This window comes from Actinospineispora acaciae DSM 45401 (genome assembly GCF_000620785.1).
GTDB lineage: Bacteria > Actinomycetota > Actinomycetes > Mycobacteriales > Pseudonocardiaceae > Pseudonocardia > Pseudonocardia acaciae.
Genome location: NZ_JIAI01000001.1, coordinates 232295 through 248549 on the forward strand (window position 1 = coordinate 232295; position 16255 = coordinate 248549).

Genomic DNA, 16255 nt, shown 5'->3' on the forward strand with positions numbered 1-16255 from the left:
TGGGCGGAAGTGGGTGCGAACGATGATGTTCAACCGTCGTGCTGTGTTGCGGTACGGCTCCTTGGCGGCGCTGGTCGGCGTCGCTTTCCCGGCCTGCGCCCCGAGCCCGGCCGGAGCGCCGGCGCCGCTGCCGGGCAAGGCCGACCTCGACCGGATCGTGGCCGCCTACCGCGAGCTGCAGATCGGCACCCATCGCGACTCGCCGGCCCGGGCCGGCGCGCTCGCGGCGCTGGACCAGGTGGCCCTGGCCTACGACGCCGCCATGAAACCCACCGACGGCTCGCTGTGGCCCGACCTGCCGTTCGGGCCGGGCAGCACGCACTTTCCGATGATGTACTACCGGCTGCGCACCATGGCGGTGGACTGGGCGACGCCGGGTTCGGCCCTCTCCCGCCGGCCAGACCTGCCCGAACGCCTGCTGGCCGCGCTGGACTCGCTGTACCGCCACCAGTACAACGAGAACACCCAGGAGATCGGCAACTGGTACGTCTACGAGATCGGCGTGCCGTACTGGCTGCTGCAGACGGTCGTGGCGCTCGGCGAGAAGCTGCCGCCCGCCGACCGGGAGCGGCTGCTGCGCCCGGTGCTGCGGTTCGTCGCCGACCCGAACCGCCGCGTCTCGGGCGGCGGCAAGGTGGTCGAGACCGGCGCGAACCGGGCGGACAAGGCGCTGATCACGGTGGTGTCCGGGGCGCTGGCCGGCGACCCGGCGCGGGTGGCAACCGGGGTCGCCGCCGTGACCGACACCGCCGGCGCCGGGGCGGCCAGCCTGGTCACCCGGGTCACCGAGGGCGACGGGTTCCGCACCGACGGCTCGTTCATCCAGCACGACACCGTGCCGTACTCGGGCCACTACGGGCTGGTGCTGCTGTCCGCGGCCGCCGGCCTCGCCCACGTCACGGCGGGCACCGCGGTCGAGCTGGCGCCGGATGTGCGGCAGGCGTTCTACGACGCGGTGACCGACGTGTTCGCCCCGTTCCTGGTCGGCGGCTCGATGATGGAGCCGGTGCGCGGCCGGATGCTCTCCCGGCAGGGCGAGACCGGGCACGACGCCGGCCACCAGTTCATCGCCGCCGCCGCGCTGCTGGCGCTGTCCGCGCCCGAACCGGCCCGCTCGCGGCTGGCCGAGCGCGTCACCCCGTGGGTCGGCGAACCGAGCTGGGCGCCCTACTCGAAGGTGGACGACCTCGCGCGGTACTCCGGCGGCCTGCAGCCGGTCGGGGTGCCGGAGGTGGAGCAGGCCGAGCGGCTCGTCGCGGGCCGCCCCCAGGGCACGGCCGGGGAGTCCGAGCACCGCGCCTTCCCCCAGATGGACCGGATGGCGCACCACACCGCCGGCTGGTCGGCGTCGCTGGGCCTGAGCTCGACGCGGACCTGCCGGTACGAGGCGATCAACGGGCAGAACCTGCGCGGCTGGTTCGTCGGCGACGGCGTGCTGTACCTGTTCCTGCCGGGCGAGCAGCAGGGCCACTACAGCGACGCGTACTGGCCGACGGTGGACGCCACCGCGCTGCCCGGCACCACGGAGAAGGTGGCACCCCCGCCGCCGCTGGTGGGCAACCCGCCGCCGGCGGCGGCCCGGCCCTTCGCCGGCGGTGTCCGGTTCGACGACGGGCACGGCGCGTACGGGCTGGACTTCGCCAGCCAGGACGGCACGCTCTCGGCGAAGAAGTCGTGGTTCTTCACCCCGGACGCGGTGCTCTGCCTGGGCGCCGGGATCACCGACCTGTCCGGGGCGCCGGTCCGCACGATCGTGGAGAACCGCAACCTGGGTGAGGGCGGCACGGCCGCGCTGCTGGTGGACGGCCGCCCGGCCCCCGCCCAGCCGGGCCGGGCCGCCGCGCTGCCCGGCGCGCGCTGGCTGCACCTGGCCGGGGTGGCCGGCTACCTGCTGCTGGACCAGCCCGGCGTGACGGTGCTGCGGGAGGACCGCACCGGCAGCTGGCTGGACGTCGACACCGGGGCCAACACGCACGGCACCTCGACCCGCTACACCCGCCGCTACCAGCAGATTCGGCTGGAGCACGGCGCCAGGCCGGCGGGCGCGAGCTATGCCTACGCGGTGCTGCCGGGCGCCTCCGCCGAGCAGACCGCGGCGGCGGCCGGGCGGTGGACGGTGCTGGCCAACACCGCGCAGGCCCAGGCCGTGCGGTTGGAGCGCGACGTGCTCGCCGCCGTGTTCCACGCGCCGGGCCGGGCCGGTGAGGTGGCCGTGTCCGGCGCCTGCACCGTGGCGTGGGGGCGCACCGGGGACGACTGGACGCTGGCCGTGGCCGACCCCGCGCGGACCCTGGACACCGTGCACGTGACCATCGACAAGCCCGGCCTGCGCGTGGTGCGCGCCGACCCCGGCGTCACGGTGGCCGGCCCCGACCCCAGGCTGGAGCTCGACGTCAAGCTCGCCGGCTCGCTGGGCGCCACCCGCACCGTCACGCTGCGCTGAGGTCAGCTCGTCTTGGCCACCAGCGCGGAGGTCAGGTCGGTGGCGCGCGCGCACAGCTCGGCCGGGGGCAGCGGGCCGTCGACGTTGGCCTGGACCAGCTCGGTGGCGCTGGTGGCGGTCGCGGCCGGGCGGAGGACGGCGATGGCGATGCACTTCTGCGGGTTGTTGTCGCCGGGCACGAGCTTGGTCCAGGCCCGTCGTCCGGCGATCGTGGTCGCGTCGCCGTAGCTGCCGGGCCGGGCGTCGTCGAGCCGGAAGGACACGTGCGCCTTCGTCCGCCCCTTGTCGTTCTTGCCCCAGGTACACGACCAGTTGCCGAAGCCGGGGTAGCGGACCTGCGGGTCGAGGCCGGGCACGGTGGCCAGGAGGGCGGGATCGACGATGCCGCAGGCGTCGTAGCTGGAGATGCGCCACTCGGCGGTCCGGCCGGGGCGGTAGACGATCCCGTTGCGGGCCAGGGCGTTGACGGCGACCGCCGTGCCGACCTCGGTGACCGGGCACATGGCGTAGCCCTTCGGCCCGTAGACCTCCACGACGATCTGGGTGCGGTCGGCCAGCACGAGGACGTTGGAGCAGTACGGCCTGAAGTCCCCGGCCTGGACGGACTGGTGCACGACCGTCAGGCTGCCGATGCGTCTGGCCTCGCCCTTCAGCGAGGAGACCGACGACACGGGCCTGCCGAACGTCATGTCGAGCAGGACGTCGCCCTCGCGGGTGGAGATGATCGCCCGGCAGGAGTTCAGCACGTAGCTGTTCCTGGCGATGATCGCCGGCTCGCCGAACTGCCGCAGCCAGGCCGGGTCGATGAGCGCGCAGGGGTCGGCGGCGCGCGGGTCGCCGCTCATCGTGATGGCGCCGACGGTCTCCGGCATCGGGGGCACCCCGACCAGCGGGCCGTTCCCGCCGCGACCGAACAGCGTGGGCATCGTGACGACCAGCCCGGCGGCGACGGCGAGGACCACCACGGTGGCCGCGCCGGCGAGGAGCAGCCGGCGCCGGCGCAGCGGGCGCGCGGGCTTGGTCACCGGAGCCCAGGGCGGCCGCGGGTCACCGAACCGACCGGCCGGATCGGGGCGGGCGGCAGGGGACGGCTGGGTGGCGGCCGAGACCCGGGTGGCGAAGGCGTGCAGCTGGTCGCGCGCGGTGGCCGCGTCCGGGCGGGTGCTGGGGTCGAACTCGAGCAGCCGCATGACCAGGCCGGTGAGCGGGGTGTGCGCGGTCGGCGGGTTGATCGGGCCGGTGGCCACCCGCAGCAGCAGGCGGTTCGGGTTGGTGTCGTCGCCGAACGGCGGGCTGCCCTCGAGCGCCCGGTACAGCGTGGCGCCCAGCGAGAACACGTCCGAGGCGGGGGAGGACTCCTCGCCCCTGGCGACCTCGCGGGCCATGTAGCTGGGGGTGCCGGAGACGACGTTGACCCTGGTGATCGGCTGTTCGTCCAGGGCGTGCGAGATCCCGAAGTCGGTGAGCTTGACGGTCCGCCCGTCGCTGCCGATGAGGATGTTGGTCGGCTTGATGTCGCGGTGGACGATGCCCCTGGCGTGCGCGGCGGCCAGCGCGTCGGCCACGGCGGCGCCGATGCGCGCGATCTCGGCGAGGCTCACCGGCCGGCCGGCGGTCAGCAGGTCGGCCAGGTTCGCCGACGGCAGGTACTCCAGCACCAGCCAGACGTCGCCGTCGGACTCGATCACGTCGTAGACCGCCACCACGTGCGGGTGGCCGCGAAGCTGGGCGGCCATCTTGGCCTCGCGCAGGGTCCGCGCCCTGGTCTCCTCGACCTGCTCGGGGGGCAGCTCGCCGAAGCGGACGTGCTTGAGCGCCACCCGCTGGGCCAGCGCGAGGTCCTCGGCCTCCCAGACCGTGCCCATCCCGCCGCGAGCGATCCACCGCACCAGCCGGTAGCGACCGAACAGCTCGTCACCGACGTTCATCCGAGTCCCCCCATGAGACGAGCGTGTCAGCCGTTCCCGTCCGGTCCCGAGGGTGCGGAGAGTAGCCGCAGGTCTGGGGGCACCAGCGTGGTGCTGATGAGCAGCTCCAGCAGCAGGTTGTGGTTCAGCGCGTTGCCCACCGGCTCGCCGACCTCGTCGCGGGTCAGCCCGACGACGGTGCCGGCCAACCGGGTGCGCACGTCGCGCACGATGTGCTCGGCCGTCTTCGGCGTCCACCCCGCCGACGGCTGGAGCTCGGCGAGCTCGTCGGCGACCTGGTGCCACGACCGGGGCTGCGGATGGGCCTCGTGGCGCAGGTAGCGCTGCCCGAGCGCGACCAGCACCAGACGCTCCCTGGCGGAGAGCTCCCAGGTCGGCGGCTGGCGGGTGGCGTCGTCGGGCCGCGCCCACGGGCCCCGGGTGGGGGCCGAGGCGATCCGGATCTCCAGCAGGTGCTCCCGGCCGGGTTCGGTGCGGATGAACAGCGGGGTGTAGCTGGCCGGCAGCGGCTGTTCCTGCCCGGACAGCAGCAGCTGCGAGCCGGGGAAACGGATCGGGACCAGGCCGGTGTTGCGGATCGTCCACCTGCTCCCGTCGCAGTGCAGCAGCCCGTGGCGGCGGCTCACCGCCGGGTCGTTCTCGCCGACCGACACGTGCACCTCGGGTTCGTTGCGCCCGAACACGACGTCGAACCGGGCGGTCGGGGCGACCCTGATGCCGCCCCGGCGGGCCAGCGCGAACAGCGTGCCCGGCGGGCAGTCCGGGATGCCCCGGGCTAGGCTGCCGGTCTCCGGGGGCAGCAACTGCACGGGCGAGCGCCCGGGACGGTCCTCCGCGACCTGAGTCATGGCGCTGATCCTCGTCGGTCAGATGGCGGGGCTGGGGTTCGCTGGGTACCCGCCATCAATGGTGCCCGCACGGTGCGGTGGCTGAACAGTGCCCGGTTGGGAACGGCTGTGAAAATTGTCGGCCGGAGTGCGCGGCGGTGCTCGCGGCGATCATGAACCCGATCGACAGCGCGGCCGCCACCAGCAGGGCGAGGACGACGGACACGACGATGAGCGCGCGCCCGCGGGGCGGTGCGAGCAGGTCGTCGGCGGACCATCCGTACGGCGGCAGCCCGGCCGGCGCCGCCCAGGCCAGCGGTGGCGGCGCCGGGGGTCGCGGCGGCGGTGGGCGCCGGGGCCTCGGGATCGGCGGGCGCGGCGGTGCCGGCGGCCATCCGTGCGGCGCGGGCGTCCCGTGCGGCGCGGGCGTCGGGTGCTGGTGTGTCCGCATGCCGCATTCCTAGTTCTCCCGGCGGGGGAGCCCTCCCGAACGCGCACAAACCGGTCGCCCCGGACGGTCGGTTGTGATCGACTGGCGGCATGGTGTCTGACGGCTCGCCCGTGCTGGTCCAGGGCTGGGACAGCGAGGCGACAGTGGTCGACGGCGGCTGGATCGAGCGGCGGCCGCGCCGTCCGGAGGTGGCCCACCACCTGCTCGTCGAGACCCGGCTGATGCCCTGGCTGGCGCCTTCGTTGCCGCTGGCGGTGCCCCGGCCGTTCGTGGTGAGCACGGATCCGTTGGTGGTCCGCCACGAGCTGGTCCCCGGCGAGCCGACCGAGCACCCGGAGCCGGCCGGCGGGCGCGAGCTGGGTGCGTTCCTGCGGGCGCTGCACGCGACCGACGTGGCCGAGGCGCTGGCCCGCAGGCTGCCGTCGGCCGCCGACACGGTGCGCGCCCGCGCCGGCGAGCTGGCCAGGTTCCGCGAGCTGGTCCTGCCGCTGCTCCCGGACCGCGCGCTCGCCCCGGCGCGGGCGCTGCTCGCCGCGGTGGACCGGGCGCCGGCCGACACCGTGGTGCACGGCGACCTCGGCCCCGAGCACGTCCTGTTCGAGCGCGGGCGGCTGACCGGCGTGATCGACTTCACCGACGCGCACGTCGGCGACCCCGCGCTCGACCTGGCATGGTGTCTGTACGGCGCGCCGCCCGAGTTCGCGGCCGCCCTCGCCAGGGAGTACGAGCCCAGCCCGGCCGTCCGTGACCGCGCCCTGATGTGGCACCGGCTCGGCACGTGGTTCCACGTCGTCTACGGCCTGGACACCGAGCAGCCCGCCGAGGTCAGGTCCGGCCTCGACGGCGTGCTGCGCCGCCTGCTCGACTAGGCCGGGCACGTAGGTCCGTGGGTGAGATCGCGTCTTGGCAACCTGCCCCACGGTATGTCGGAGTGGCTACCGTTTCCTTGGCGTTGTTAACTGCGGCAGTGCTGGGTGCATCGCCTGCCCTGCCGGACAGTGAGAATGATCGGTGAGAGCGGGCCGGTCGCTGCCCAAAGGGTCGACGCTGCTCGGCGACATGCAAGCCCGCGCCGCCCCCGCCCCCGGCTCTCCGCCACCCTCGACTACCGCGACACCTGGTCAGGCTGAAGGTCCGCGAGGCGGTTCAAGGGGATCCGATTCGCCGCGTATCCGACGGACCCACATGGCCTCAATTTCGGATAGTTTCTTGCTTGATTTTGTCTCGAACGTGCGCCACCCGGCTTGTTCTCCGTAGAGCGCGTAATACTTGATGGACTCAACGACGGACAGTGTCTTACCTGATCCTGTGGTGATGGTGAGCGGCCTACCGCTTTCCCCTTCGTGCAGCGCGCGATTCATGAGATTCATGAGCTTGATCTCTCGTTGATCGCGTTCAATCCGTTCGCGGCGAGCGAGTCGTCGCTGTCGGCTGTCTCGCCAGCGACGTGGGACACCATCAAAGATCGCGCCCACCGCCTGCTGGCCGACCCAGTAGATCTGATCGGTCTTCTTCTCTAGCCGGAGCATTTCGTTGAGCAGGACAGTGCGCTGCTCGTCGCCGCGCGGGTAGACCAGCAGGAGGAGCCGCAGGACGAACAGCGGCAGGAACCCGATCAGTGCGAGACTTGCCATCCCGATCATGAGCCCGCACAGCACGGACCAGGACGAGACGCGCCCGAGGGTGTCGAGAAGTTCGTTCAGCATCCCGCCAGCCCCCAGTTCAGGTCGGCGAACCTGCGCTCGCGCCGGGCGGCGGCCAACAAGGCTCCGAGCGCGGCCCGGCCTTCGTCGGTGAGTTCGTAGTACTGCCGGGGCGGTCGGCCTCGGGACTCCTCGGGATTTTCCCAGGATGCGTTCAGCCAGCCCTCGTCGCGCATGCTGCGCAAGATCGGGTACAGCGTCCCCGACAACACCTTGGCCTCGCGGGTCAGCTCATAACCCCAGTAGCGGCCATGAGGCTCAGCCGCCATGACCTGGGCGACCTTGACCAGCGCTTTCGTCCGTCGCATGACCGTACTCTAGATAGTAAGAGAACAGCGCGAACCGGTGCCCCACCTTGGCTTGCTGCGATGCATCCGCATGCTCCGCGTTTTCCCCTGGTATGGCCTGGTATCGCTCGTGACCTCGCGGTGGGGCGCTGCCACATCTAGGTCGCCAAGTTCGGCCCGGCGCCGAGCCCTAGGAGTACGGCGGCCAGCCTCCCGATGCTCGGCGCCGGACTCGACTGGTCCGAGCTGCGCCCGCCCACACAGACATCTCCACCTGTCGCCGACCGCGTCCCAGCATCCCTCCTACACCTCATGGCCATCGAGACCGGCCCGGAAACGCACTCCAACGAAACCGCTCACACCCGTGGCCGACTGGTTCGCTGCGTTCGACCAGGCCGGCAAGAAACGGCACGCATGAGTACGAACTCGCCAGATCAGGACGAGGCGGTGGTCTGGGCGGTGATGTCCTCCAGGGTGCGGCCCTTGGTGGACACGCCCAGCACGAGCACCGCCAGCACGCCCACCGTGAGCACCGCGCAGGTCAGCGCGAACACCCCGAAGAAGCCCAGCCCGCTGTACGCGGTGCCGATGATGATCGGGGAGAGGATCCCGCCGACCCTGCCGAACGCGGACGCCGCGCCCATCCCGGTGGCCCGGATCGCCGTCGGGTACACCTCGGGCGTGTAGCTGTACAGGCACGCGTACGTGCCGTTCATGAAGAACGACAGCAGGATGCCGAACGCCAACAGCTGGCCGTTCGACGACGCGGTGGCCAGCCCGAGCGCGGACAGCGCCCCGCCGACCAGGTAGCCACCGATCGTCCACTTCCGGTCGAACCGCTCGGAGACGAACGCCGCCGAGTAGTAGCCGGGGATCTGCGCGAGGTAGATCGCGATCGAGTAGCCGAAGCTCTTGGTGATGGTCAGGCCCTGCTGCACCAGCAGCGACGGGATGAACGTGAAGAACCCGTAGTAGGCGAACGTGATCGAGAACCACAGCGCCCAGGTGGTCGCGGTCTGTCTGGCCAGCGCGCCGCGCCACAGCCTGGCCAGCGCCGCCGCCGCGCTCGCCGGCCGCTCGGCGACCGGATCGGCGGGGACGGCGTCGGCCGGTGGGGGAAGCGGACGCCCGGTCGCCCGTGTCACCCGCCGCTCCAGCCGCTCGACCACCGCCTCCGCCTCGTCCACCCGGCCGTGCGCCAGCAGGTAGCGCGGCGACTCCGGCAGCGCCCGGCGCCACCACAGCAGCATCAGGATCGGCACCGCGCCGATCACCTGCACGATGCGCCAGCCGTCGGTGAACGGCGGCACCAGGAAGTAGCCGAGCAGCGCGGCCAGCACGAACCCGAACGAGAAGAACCCGGCCAGCGAGCCGATGTAGCGGCCCCGGAACCTGCTGGGCACGAACTCGGAGAGGAACGGCGCGATGATCGCGGCCTCCGCGCCGGTGCCGACGCCGGCGACGATCCGGAAGGCCAGCAGCACCGGCCAGTTCGGCGCGAACGCCGCGACCAGCGAGGCCGCCGCGTACAGCGCGAGCGCGTACATCATCACCCGGCGCCGCCCGATCCGGTCGCCGAGCATCCCGGCCGCCAGCGCGCCGAACAGGTAGCCCATCAGCGTGGAGCTGGCCAGCACGCCCTGTTCGGGGCCGGACAGCGCGAACACGGCGGCCGCCGCGGGCAGGATGAAGGCCACGATGGCCCCGTCCATGCCGTCGAACGTGTAGCCCAGGCCGCCCTGGAACAGCAGGTGGAAGTGCGGCCGGGACATCGGCAGCCGCTCCACCCTGGCGAGCATCTCGCGCTCGCGCGCCTGCGCTGGTGTGGTCATCGGACAGACTCAGCCGAGGGAGTTCCGGTGTATCCGGCCCGCGTGCATGATCAGGCGCAGCGCGTCGTCCGGGTTGGTCAGCACCGTGACGTCGTCCAGCGGGTTGCCGTCCACGACCAGAAGGTCGGCGAACGCGCCCGGGGCGATCACACCGGCGCGCCCTTCGAGCCCGAGCAGCTCGGCGGCGGTGGTGGTCGCCGACCTGATGATGTCGGGCGCGGGCTGCACCTGGGCGCGGATGCTGAACTCGGTGAGCTGGCGGTAGTGCATGTCGCCGAGCAGGTCGGTGCCGTACACCAGCTTGACCCCGCCCCGGTGCGCCAGCTCCAGCGCGTTCAGCCCGGCGTCGAGCACGTCGAACACCTTGGCGTGGCTGACCGGCGGCAGCCCGGCGGCGGGCCCCTCCTCGGCCAGCGCGGAGTAGGTGGCCAGCGTCGGCACGTAGAACGCGTCGTGCTGGAGGAACAGCTTGACGCTGGTCTCGTCCATCAGGTTGCCGTGCTCGATGGAGCGCACGCCGGCCTCCAGGCCCCGGTTCACCGCTCTCGGGGTGTAGGCGTGGCCGAGCACGTAGCGGTTCGCGGCCTCGGCCTCCTCCACGGCGGCGCGGATCTCCTCGACGGAGAACTGGGTGCTGTCGATGCGGTCGGTGGGGGAGGCGACCCCGCCGCCGAGCATGAGCTTGAGGTGGTCGGCGCCCCGGCGCAGCTCGTCGCGGGCCGCCTTGCGCACCTCGTCCACGCCGTCCACGATCCGGCTCAGGTGCGGCGCGCAGTACGCGTGGTCGTGCACGTCGCGCCCGGACGAGCGGGGGTCGCCGTGCCCGCCGGTCTGGGACAGCGCCTTGCCGCCGAACATCACGCGCGGCCCGACCAGGTGGCCTTCGCGCACCGCCCTGGCCACCCCGTGGTCCGCGCCGGCCGCGTCGCGCACCGTGGTGAAGCCGCGCTCCAGCATCCCGCGCAGGATCCCCGACGCGCGGGCGGCCACGTAGAACGGCGACTGCTCGCCCGCGCCGGGCAGGTCGGCGGTGTAGGCCAGCACGTGCACGTGCCCGTCGATCAGCCCTGGCATCACGACCCGCCCGCCGGCGTCCACCACCCGCGCATCCGCCGCCCGCAGCTCCGGCCCGCCGACGTCGACGATCTCCTCGCCCTCGACGACTATCGATCGATCGGGCGCCAGCTCACCGGCCGCCGGGTCGAGGATGGACGCGTTCCGGATGATCACCTGGTGCTGGTCTGCCATGACCCGCCTTTCGAACCCTTCGACGACCAGCGCAATGATGGCAGCAACTACGATCTACTGCAATAAGCGTTGCAGATCGGGGAGTGAGATGGAGTCCGCCGAAGCCTGGGTGCGGGACCGCAGCGACGGCGCGGCGCTCGGGCCGAAGTCGGAGCGGGTCGCGCGGCTGCTCGCCACCCAGCCGGAGTTCACCTCGTACGCCTCCGCCGGCGCGGTGGCCGGCCGGGCCGGGGTGGACGCCGCGACGGTGGTGCGCACCGCCCGCGCGCTGGGCTTCTCCGGGTGGCCCGAGCTGCGCCTGGAGCTGCGCAGCCGCTATCTCGCCTCGCTGCGCGCCACCGAGGTGCTCGGCCAGCACGAGGCCCCGGCGTCCGACCCGATCCTGCACGCGCTGCGCAGCGACATGGACAGCCTCGCGCTGGCCACCCGCACCCTCGACGTCGCCGCGGTGCGGGCGGTGGCCGCCTCGGTGGCGTCCGCGCGGCGCACGCTCGTGCTCGCCTCCGGGGCGTTCTCCGGACCGGCGTACCTGCTGGCGCACTGCTCGGGGTTCATGGGGTTGGACGTCCAGTTCGCGGCGCGCGGGGGGACGACGCTGGTCAACACGCTGACCGGGCTCGGCCCCGAGGACTGCCTGGTGGCCATCAACTTCTGGCGGCTGCCCCGGGAGATCCGCGACGCCACCGAGATCGCGCACGACGCCGGCGTGACCACCTGCGCGCTCACCGACCTGCACCGCTCCGGCCTGACCGAGGCCGCCGACCACGTGATCACCGTGCCCAGCGAGGGCACCAGTCACTTCCCGTCGCTGACCGCCGCGATGTCCGTCGTCCACGCCCTGCTGGCGGAGATCACCAGGCTGCGCGGCGACGACGCCAGGGCCGCCATCGGCGCCACCGAGGACCTCTGGCAGCGCATGGACCTCATGTGCGAGTGAGGACACGGCGCCCGGACGTGACGCGTCCCGGCCAACGCCGACCCCGCCGCCGACCCCGTACCCAACCCCGACCCGGCGTTTCCGCTGGTCACCACCCGTGAGTGGTTAGCGGTGCCATAGCACCGCTAACCACTCACGGGTTCTGAGCTGCGGGTTTAGTCGTCGGCACCGTCATCCGACGAAGTTGCGGGCGGTGGCCGCGCGCCTGATCACGGACCCGCTCGGCTACTCCGCGTAAGGCTGGTTCTTGCCCCGGGCGCTGTATCCGATGTCCCAGATGTAGCCGTCCAGGTCCGCGAACGAACCGCCGTAGCCGCCCCACGGCGTGGCGGCGGCGGGCTTGAGGATCGTGGCGCCGGCCTTCTCGGCCTCCGCCAGGATCTCGTCGACCCGCGCCTCACCGCGGACGACGTAGGTGAGGACCAGTCCGCTGAAGCCGCTGCCTTCCGGGCTCGTGCCGACCTGGGTCGCCAGGCCCTCGCGGCCGTAGAAGCCGACCAGCGAGCCCCCGTCCGACCCGAAGAACACCGAGACGCCGTAGTCCCGCTCGACCTTCCAGCCGAGACCTTCCGTATAGAACCGCTTCGACCGATCCATGTCCCGAACGCCGAGGAGGATCGAGCTCACATGCGCTTTCATGCCTTGTCTCCGTGGAGAAGTGGTGGTGTTGCACATGTCGCTCACGCTATGTACGGCCTGGTGACGGGGGCTTCTCGATTCCTGACCGGTTCGTCTCGATGTGTCGGCGCGGCGGTGCGCTGTCAGGTCGGGGTGACGGCCTGGCGGCGGGCGATGGGGTCGGTGTGGCGGCGGCGGTACACCCGCAGGCGCCTCGCCAGCTCGCCCCGGAGCTGGTCGGCGGGGACCACTGCCTCGATGGCGTTCTCGTTGGCGATCTTGAAGACGTCGATGCCGGCGGCGTACTCGGCCTGTTTCTCCGCGACGAACCGGCGTCGCTCGTCGGGGTCGGCGATGGCCTGGATGCGGTTGTAGTGCACGCCGTTCACCGCGGCGTCGGGGCCCATGAGGGCGGGCTTGGCGGTGGGGAGCGCGATCACGGCGTCGGGGCGCATCGGGGCGCCGGACATGGCCAGGTAGCCGCCGCCGTAGGCCTTGCGGACCAGAACCGCGATCCGGGGGACGGTGGACTCGGCCACGGCGAACAGCATCTTGGCGCCGTGCCGGATGATGCCCTGCCGCTCGACCTCGGAACCGATCATGTAGCCGGCCACGTCGACCAGGAAGACCAGCGGGATGTTGTAGGCGTTGCAGGTCCAGATGAAGCGGGCGGCCTTGTCGGAGGAGTCGGGGAAGAGCACGCCGCCGGAGTGCAGCGGCTGGTTGGCGACGAGGCCGACGCTGTGGCCCTCGATCCGGGCGAAGCCGGTGACCAGCTCGGGCGCGAACAGCTCCTTGTACGGCAGGAAGCTGTCGCCGTCGACCAGGGCGTCGATCAGCTCGTGCACGTCGTACACCTCGGACTCGCGCTCGGGGACCACCTCCCGGACGGTCCTCGGGGAGGACGGCGGCGACGGCTCGGCCACCGGCGGGCGCTCGCGCCAGTTGGCCGGCAGGTAGGACAGCCAGACCCGGACGGCGGCGATGGCCTCCTCGTCGTCGTCCACCAGGCAGTCGCCGAGGCCGGAGGTGCGGCAGTGCATCTCGGCGCCGCCCATCTCCTCCAGGGTCACCCGCTCGCCGGTGACCATCTCGGCCAGCCGGGGGGAGCCGAGGTAGGCGGTGGCGTTGCCTCGGACCATGACCGTGAAGTCGCACAGCGCCGGCACGTAGGCGGACCCGGCCGGGGACGGGCCGAACAGCGCGCAGACCTGCGGCACCCGGCCGGAGTAGCGCACCTGGTTGTAGAAGATGTTCCCCCAGGCGCGGCGGCCGGCGTAGCTCTCGAACTGCTCGTCGATGCGGGCGCCGGCGGAGTCGAACAGGTAGACCAGCGGCATGCCCGTCTCGTCCGCGATCTCCTGGGTGCGGACGATCTTCTCGAACGTGCGCTTGCCCCAGGTGCCGGCCTTGACGGTGAAGTCGTTGGCGATGACGGCCACGTCGCGGCCGTCCACGGCGCCGACGCAGGTGACCACCGCGTCGCCGTGAAGTCCCTCGTCGTAGCGGGCGAGCAGGCCGTCCTCGAACGACCAGCCGTCGTCGAAGAGCAGCTCCAGGCGCTGGCGGACCAGCATCTTGCCGGCGTCGAGCACCTTGCGGCGGTTCTTCTCCGTGCCGCCCAGCCGCGCCCGCTCCAGCCGCCGGGCCAGCTCGTCATGGACGTCGGCGTCGCTCATGCTCTCACTCCCTGCTGGGCACCTAAACGAACAAGCGATCGTATGTTAACTCGGGAGCGCGGGCGGGGCATTGAAAAACGTACGATTGTTTGCTTAGCTCGGCCAGGTTCGGTACCGGACACCGGGAGGCGCGCATGTGGACCCTGGCCGACTGCGTGCGCGTGAACGCCCGCCGCCACCCGGACCGCACCGCCGTGGTCGACGAGCACGGCCGGCTCACCCACCGCGAGCTGTCCGCCCGCGCCCACGCCCTGGCCAGGGGCCTGCGGGAGGCCGGGGTCCAGAAGGGCGACCACGTCGGGGTGCTGGCCGGGAACGGCGTGTTCTGCATCGAGGCGTTCCTCGGCATCGTCTGCGCCGGCGCGGTCGCCGTGATGTACAACTGGCGCTGGGCCACCGAGGAGCTGGTGCGCGGCATCGCCACCACGGGCGCCGGCGTGGTCCTGGTCGACCGTCGGCACGCCGATGCCATGGCCGCCGCGGCGACGGACCTCGACCCGGCCCCGACGGTCTACCACCAGGGTCAGGAGTACGAGCGGTTGCTCCGGCCTGGCGACCCCGGCGAACCGGGTGTGAGCTGGGACGACCCGATGTGCGTGCTGTTCACCGGCGGCACCACGGGGTTCTCCAAGGGCGTGGTGCTGGCCCACCGCACCGCGATGGTCAACTCGATCAACGAGCGGCTGGACTGCGGCATGGCCACGGACGCGGACAACGTCGCGCTGAGCCTGACACCGCTGTTCCACTCGGCGGCGCTGCTGTGCGTGTTCGCTCCGCACTACACCAGCGGCGGCACCAACGTGGTGCCCGGCCGGTTCGACGAGGACCTGGTCGGCAAGCTCGTCGACGCCGAGCGGGTCACCACCAGCTTCCTCATCCCGAACATGATCCGCCGGCTGCTCGCGGCCGGCACCTTCGAAGGCCCCGGTTTCCAGCGGTGGTTCCGGCAGCTGCACACCGGCGGCGGGCTGCTGCGGATGCCGGACAAGCTGGCGGTGCGCGCGGTCGCGCCGGACATCCGGATGTACTTCCGCTACGGGCTCACCGAGGCCGGGCCGATGGTCACCCGGCTGCTGGACGCCGACATCATGCGCCCGGAGCTGGACGGCTCGATCGGCCAGGAGTACACGCTGGCCGAGACCAGGCTGACCGACCTGGTCAGCGAGGAGGAGGTCGGGCCGGGTGAGCTGGGCGAGATCCGGGTGCGCGGGCCGGCCGTGATGCTCCGCTACCACGACCGGCCACAGGAGACCGCCGAGACGCTGCGCGACGGCTGGCTGCGCACCGGCGACCTGGCCGTCCGCGACGAGCGCGGCTACCTCTACTACCGCGACCGGGCCAAGGACATGATCAAGAGCGGCGGGGAGAACGTCTACGCCGCCGAGATCGAGCAGCTGCTCTACGCGCACCCGGCGGTGATGGAGTGCGGCGTGCTCGGGGTGGCCAGCGCGGAGTGGGACGAGGAGGTGCGGGCGGTGGTGGCGACCCGCCCCGGCCGGCGGGTCACGGACGTCGAGCTGGGGGAGTACCTGCGCGGGCACCTGGCCGGCTACAAGATCCCGAAGGCGTTCGCGTTCGTGGAGCCCGGGGCGATCCCGCTGAACCCGAGCGGGAAGGTGGTCAAGGGCGAGCTGCGCCGGTTAATGGGCTGGTAGCGGCCTCGATCTCGGCCTCGGCGACGCCGAGCTGGCGCAGCGTCATCACGATGTAGGCGTCGACGATCTGGTCCAGCGAGAGCGGCCCCCTCGGGCGGTACCAGGTGGACACGTGGGTGCCCATCGCGACGATCGCGTACGAGTGCAGCCGGGCGTCGATGACCTTGGCCCGGCCGGTCTCCGCGAGCCGCGCCACCAGGTCACGGATGATCGTCTCGTACTGGTCCCGCTTGGCGATCACCTTGCGGCGGTCCTTGGGCGGCAGCGAGCGCAGCTCGGAGTTGCCGATGAACACCTCGCGGGCCCGGTCGGCGTGGAACCGGATGTGGCAGTCGATGCTCGCGCGCAGGCAGTCCAGCGGGTCCTCGCGGCCGCGCAGCACCGCGCGCTGGGCGGCCAGCAGGTCGTCCATGATCCCGATCATCAGGCCGCTGAGCAGCTCTTCCTTGCCGCTGATGTGGTTGTAGAGGCTGCCCACCTGGATGCCGACCTTCGCGGCCACCTGGCGCAGCGACGTCGCCTCGTAGCCGTGCTGGTAGAACAGCTCCTCGGCGGCCTGGCGGATGGCGTCGGCGGTGCGCACCCCGCCGGTCGGACGTGGCATGGGAGTTTCTCCGTTCGGACCGTCCGCCGCCAGGGTCGTGGCA

The 16255-nt window shown here is 72.2% G+C and carries 14 protein-coding genes; 4 read left to right on the forward strand and 10 right to left on the reverse strand.

Annotation, left to right across the window (positions count from 1 at the left end; translation table 11 throughout):
• Nucleotides 1-22 precede the first annotated feature (22 nt).
• Nucleotides 23-2443 (forward strand): polysaccharide lyase 8 family protein, encoded by a 2421-nt coding sequence (locus N912_RS48745; protein WP_084210711.1) that lies wholly within the window; start codon nucleotides 23-25, stop codon nucleotides 2441-2443.
• Between the two features lie 2 nt (nucleotides 2444-2445).
• On the opposite strand, the gene N912_RS59855 is transcribed toward N912_RS48745, so the two are convergent.
• The 3 genes from N912_RS59855 to N912_RS63185 are packed head-to-tail and all read right to left on the reverse strand — an operon-like array spanning nucleotide 2446 to nucleotide 5649.
• The gene (locus N912_RS59855; protein ID WP_051579427.1) at nucleotides 2446-4371 is read right to left on the reverse strand and encodes a serine/threonine-protein kinase; all 1926 of its coding nucleotides are present in this window, start codon (nucleotides 4369-4371) and stop codon (nucleotides 2446-2448) included.
• A 26-nt stretch (nucleotides 4372-4397) separates the two neighbouring features.
• Nucleotides 4398-5219, reverse strand: coding sequence for an FHA domain-containing protein (locus N912_RS0101185; RefSeq protein WP_037062609.1), 822 nt, complete (start codon nucleotides 5217-5219; stop codon nucleotides 4398-4400).
• A 55-nt stretch (nucleotides 5220-5274) separates the two neighbouring features.
• Nucleotides 5275-5649, reverse strand: a complete 375-nt coding sequence (locus N912_RS63185) for a hypothetical protein (protein WP_156993098.1) — start codon at nucleotides 5647-5649, stop codon at nucleotides 5275-5277.
• A gap of 89 nt (nucleotides 5650-5738) precedes the next feature.
• Between N912_RS63185 and N912_RS0101195 the strand changes: the two genes are divergently transcribed.
• The gene (locus tag N912_RS0101195) at nucleotides 5739-6518 is read left to right on the forward strand and encodes a phosphotransferase (RefSeq protein ID WP_028920981.1); all 780 of its coding nucleotides are present in this window, start codon (nucleotides 5739-5741) and stop codon (nucleotides 6516-6518) included.
• Between the two features lie 252 nt (nucleotides 6519-6770).
• Here the strand turns inward: N912_RS0101195 and N912_RS0101200 are convergent, their stop codons facing one another.
• From N912_RS0101200 to N912_RS0101215, 4 genes are all read right to left on the reverse strand, one after another.
• Nucleotides 6771-7355: a hypothetical protein gene (locus tag N912_RS0101200; RefSeq protein WP_028920982.1), complete on the reverse strand. Its 585-nt coding sequence runs from the start codon at nucleotides 7353-7355 to the stop codon at nucleotides 6771-6773.
• The gene (locus tag N912_RS0101205) at nucleotides 7349-7660 is read right to left on the reverse strand and encodes a helix-turn-helix transcriptional regulator (protein ID WP_028920983.1); all 312 of its coding nucleotides are present in this window, start codon (nucleotides 7658-7660) and stop codon (nucleotides 7349-7351) included. The genes N912_RS0101200 and N912_RS0101205 overlap by 7 nt, the downstream gene beginning before the upstream one ends.
• Nucleotides 7661-8073: 413 nt before the next feature.
• A complete protein-coding gene (locus N912_RS0101210; protein ID WP_245645146.1) occupies nucleotides 8074-9471 on the reverse strand; it encodes an MFS transporter in 1398 nt (465 codons plus the stop codon).
• Between the two features lie 9 nt (nucleotides 9472-9480).
• The gene (locus N912_RS0101215) at nucleotides 9481-10719 is read right to left on the reverse strand and encodes a metal-dependent hydrolase family protein (protein ID WP_028920985.1); all 1239 of its coding nucleotides are present in this window, start codon (nucleotides 10717-10719) and stop codon (nucleotides 9481-9483) included.
• Between the two features lie 88 nt (nucleotides 10720-10807).
• Between N912_RS0101215 and N912_RS0101220 the strand changes: the two genes are divergently transcribed.
• Nucleotides 10808-11656 (forward strand): MurR/RpiR family transcriptional regulator, encoded by an 849-nt coding sequence (locus N912_RS0101220; protein WP_037062611.1) that lies wholly within the window; start codon nucleotides 10808-10810, stop codon nucleotides 11654-11656.
• Between the two features lie 225 nt (nucleotides 11657-11881).
• Here N912_RS0101220 and N912_RS0101225 read toward each other — a convergent pair whose 3' ends face one another.
• Together N912_RS0101225 and N912_RS0101230 are read right to left on the reverse strand one after the other, a co-directional pair.
• Nucleotides 11882-12295 carry a VOC family protein gene (locus N912_RS0101225; RefSeq protein WP_028920987.1) on the reverse strand — a complete coding sequence of 138 codons (414 nt, stop codon included), beginning with the start codon at nucleotides 12293-12295 and terminating at the stop codon, nucleotides 11882-11884.
• A gap of 122 nt (nucleotides 12296-12417) precedes the next feature.
• A complete protein-coding gene (locus N912_RS0101230; RefSeq protein WP_028920988.1) occupies nucleotides 12418-13953 on the reverse strand; it encodes an acyl-CoA carboxylase subunit beta in 1536 nt (511 codons plus the stop codon).
• A gap of 134 nt (nucleotides 13954-14087) precedes the next feature.
• Here N912_RS0101230 and N912_RS0101235 point away from each other — a divergent pair, with 134 nt between their 5' ends.
• Nucleotides 14088-15608, forward strand: a complete 1521-nt coding sequence (locus tag N912_RS0101235; protein WP_028920989.1) for a class I adenylate-forming enzyme family protein — start codon at nucleotides 14088-14090, stop codon at nucleotides 15606-15608.
• On the opposite strand, the gene N912_RS0101240 is transcribed toward N912_RS0101235, so the two are convergent.
• Nucleotides 15574-16212 (reverse strand): TetR/AcrR family transcriptional regulator, encoded by a 639-nt coding sequence (locus N912_RS0101240; protein ID WP_028920990.1) that lies wholly within the window; start codon nucleotides 16210-16212, stop codon nucleotides 15574-15576. The two genes, N912_RS0101235 and N912_RS0101240, sit on opposite strands and share 35 nt — an antisense overlap.
• Nucleotides 16213-16255 lie beyond the last annotated feature (43 nt).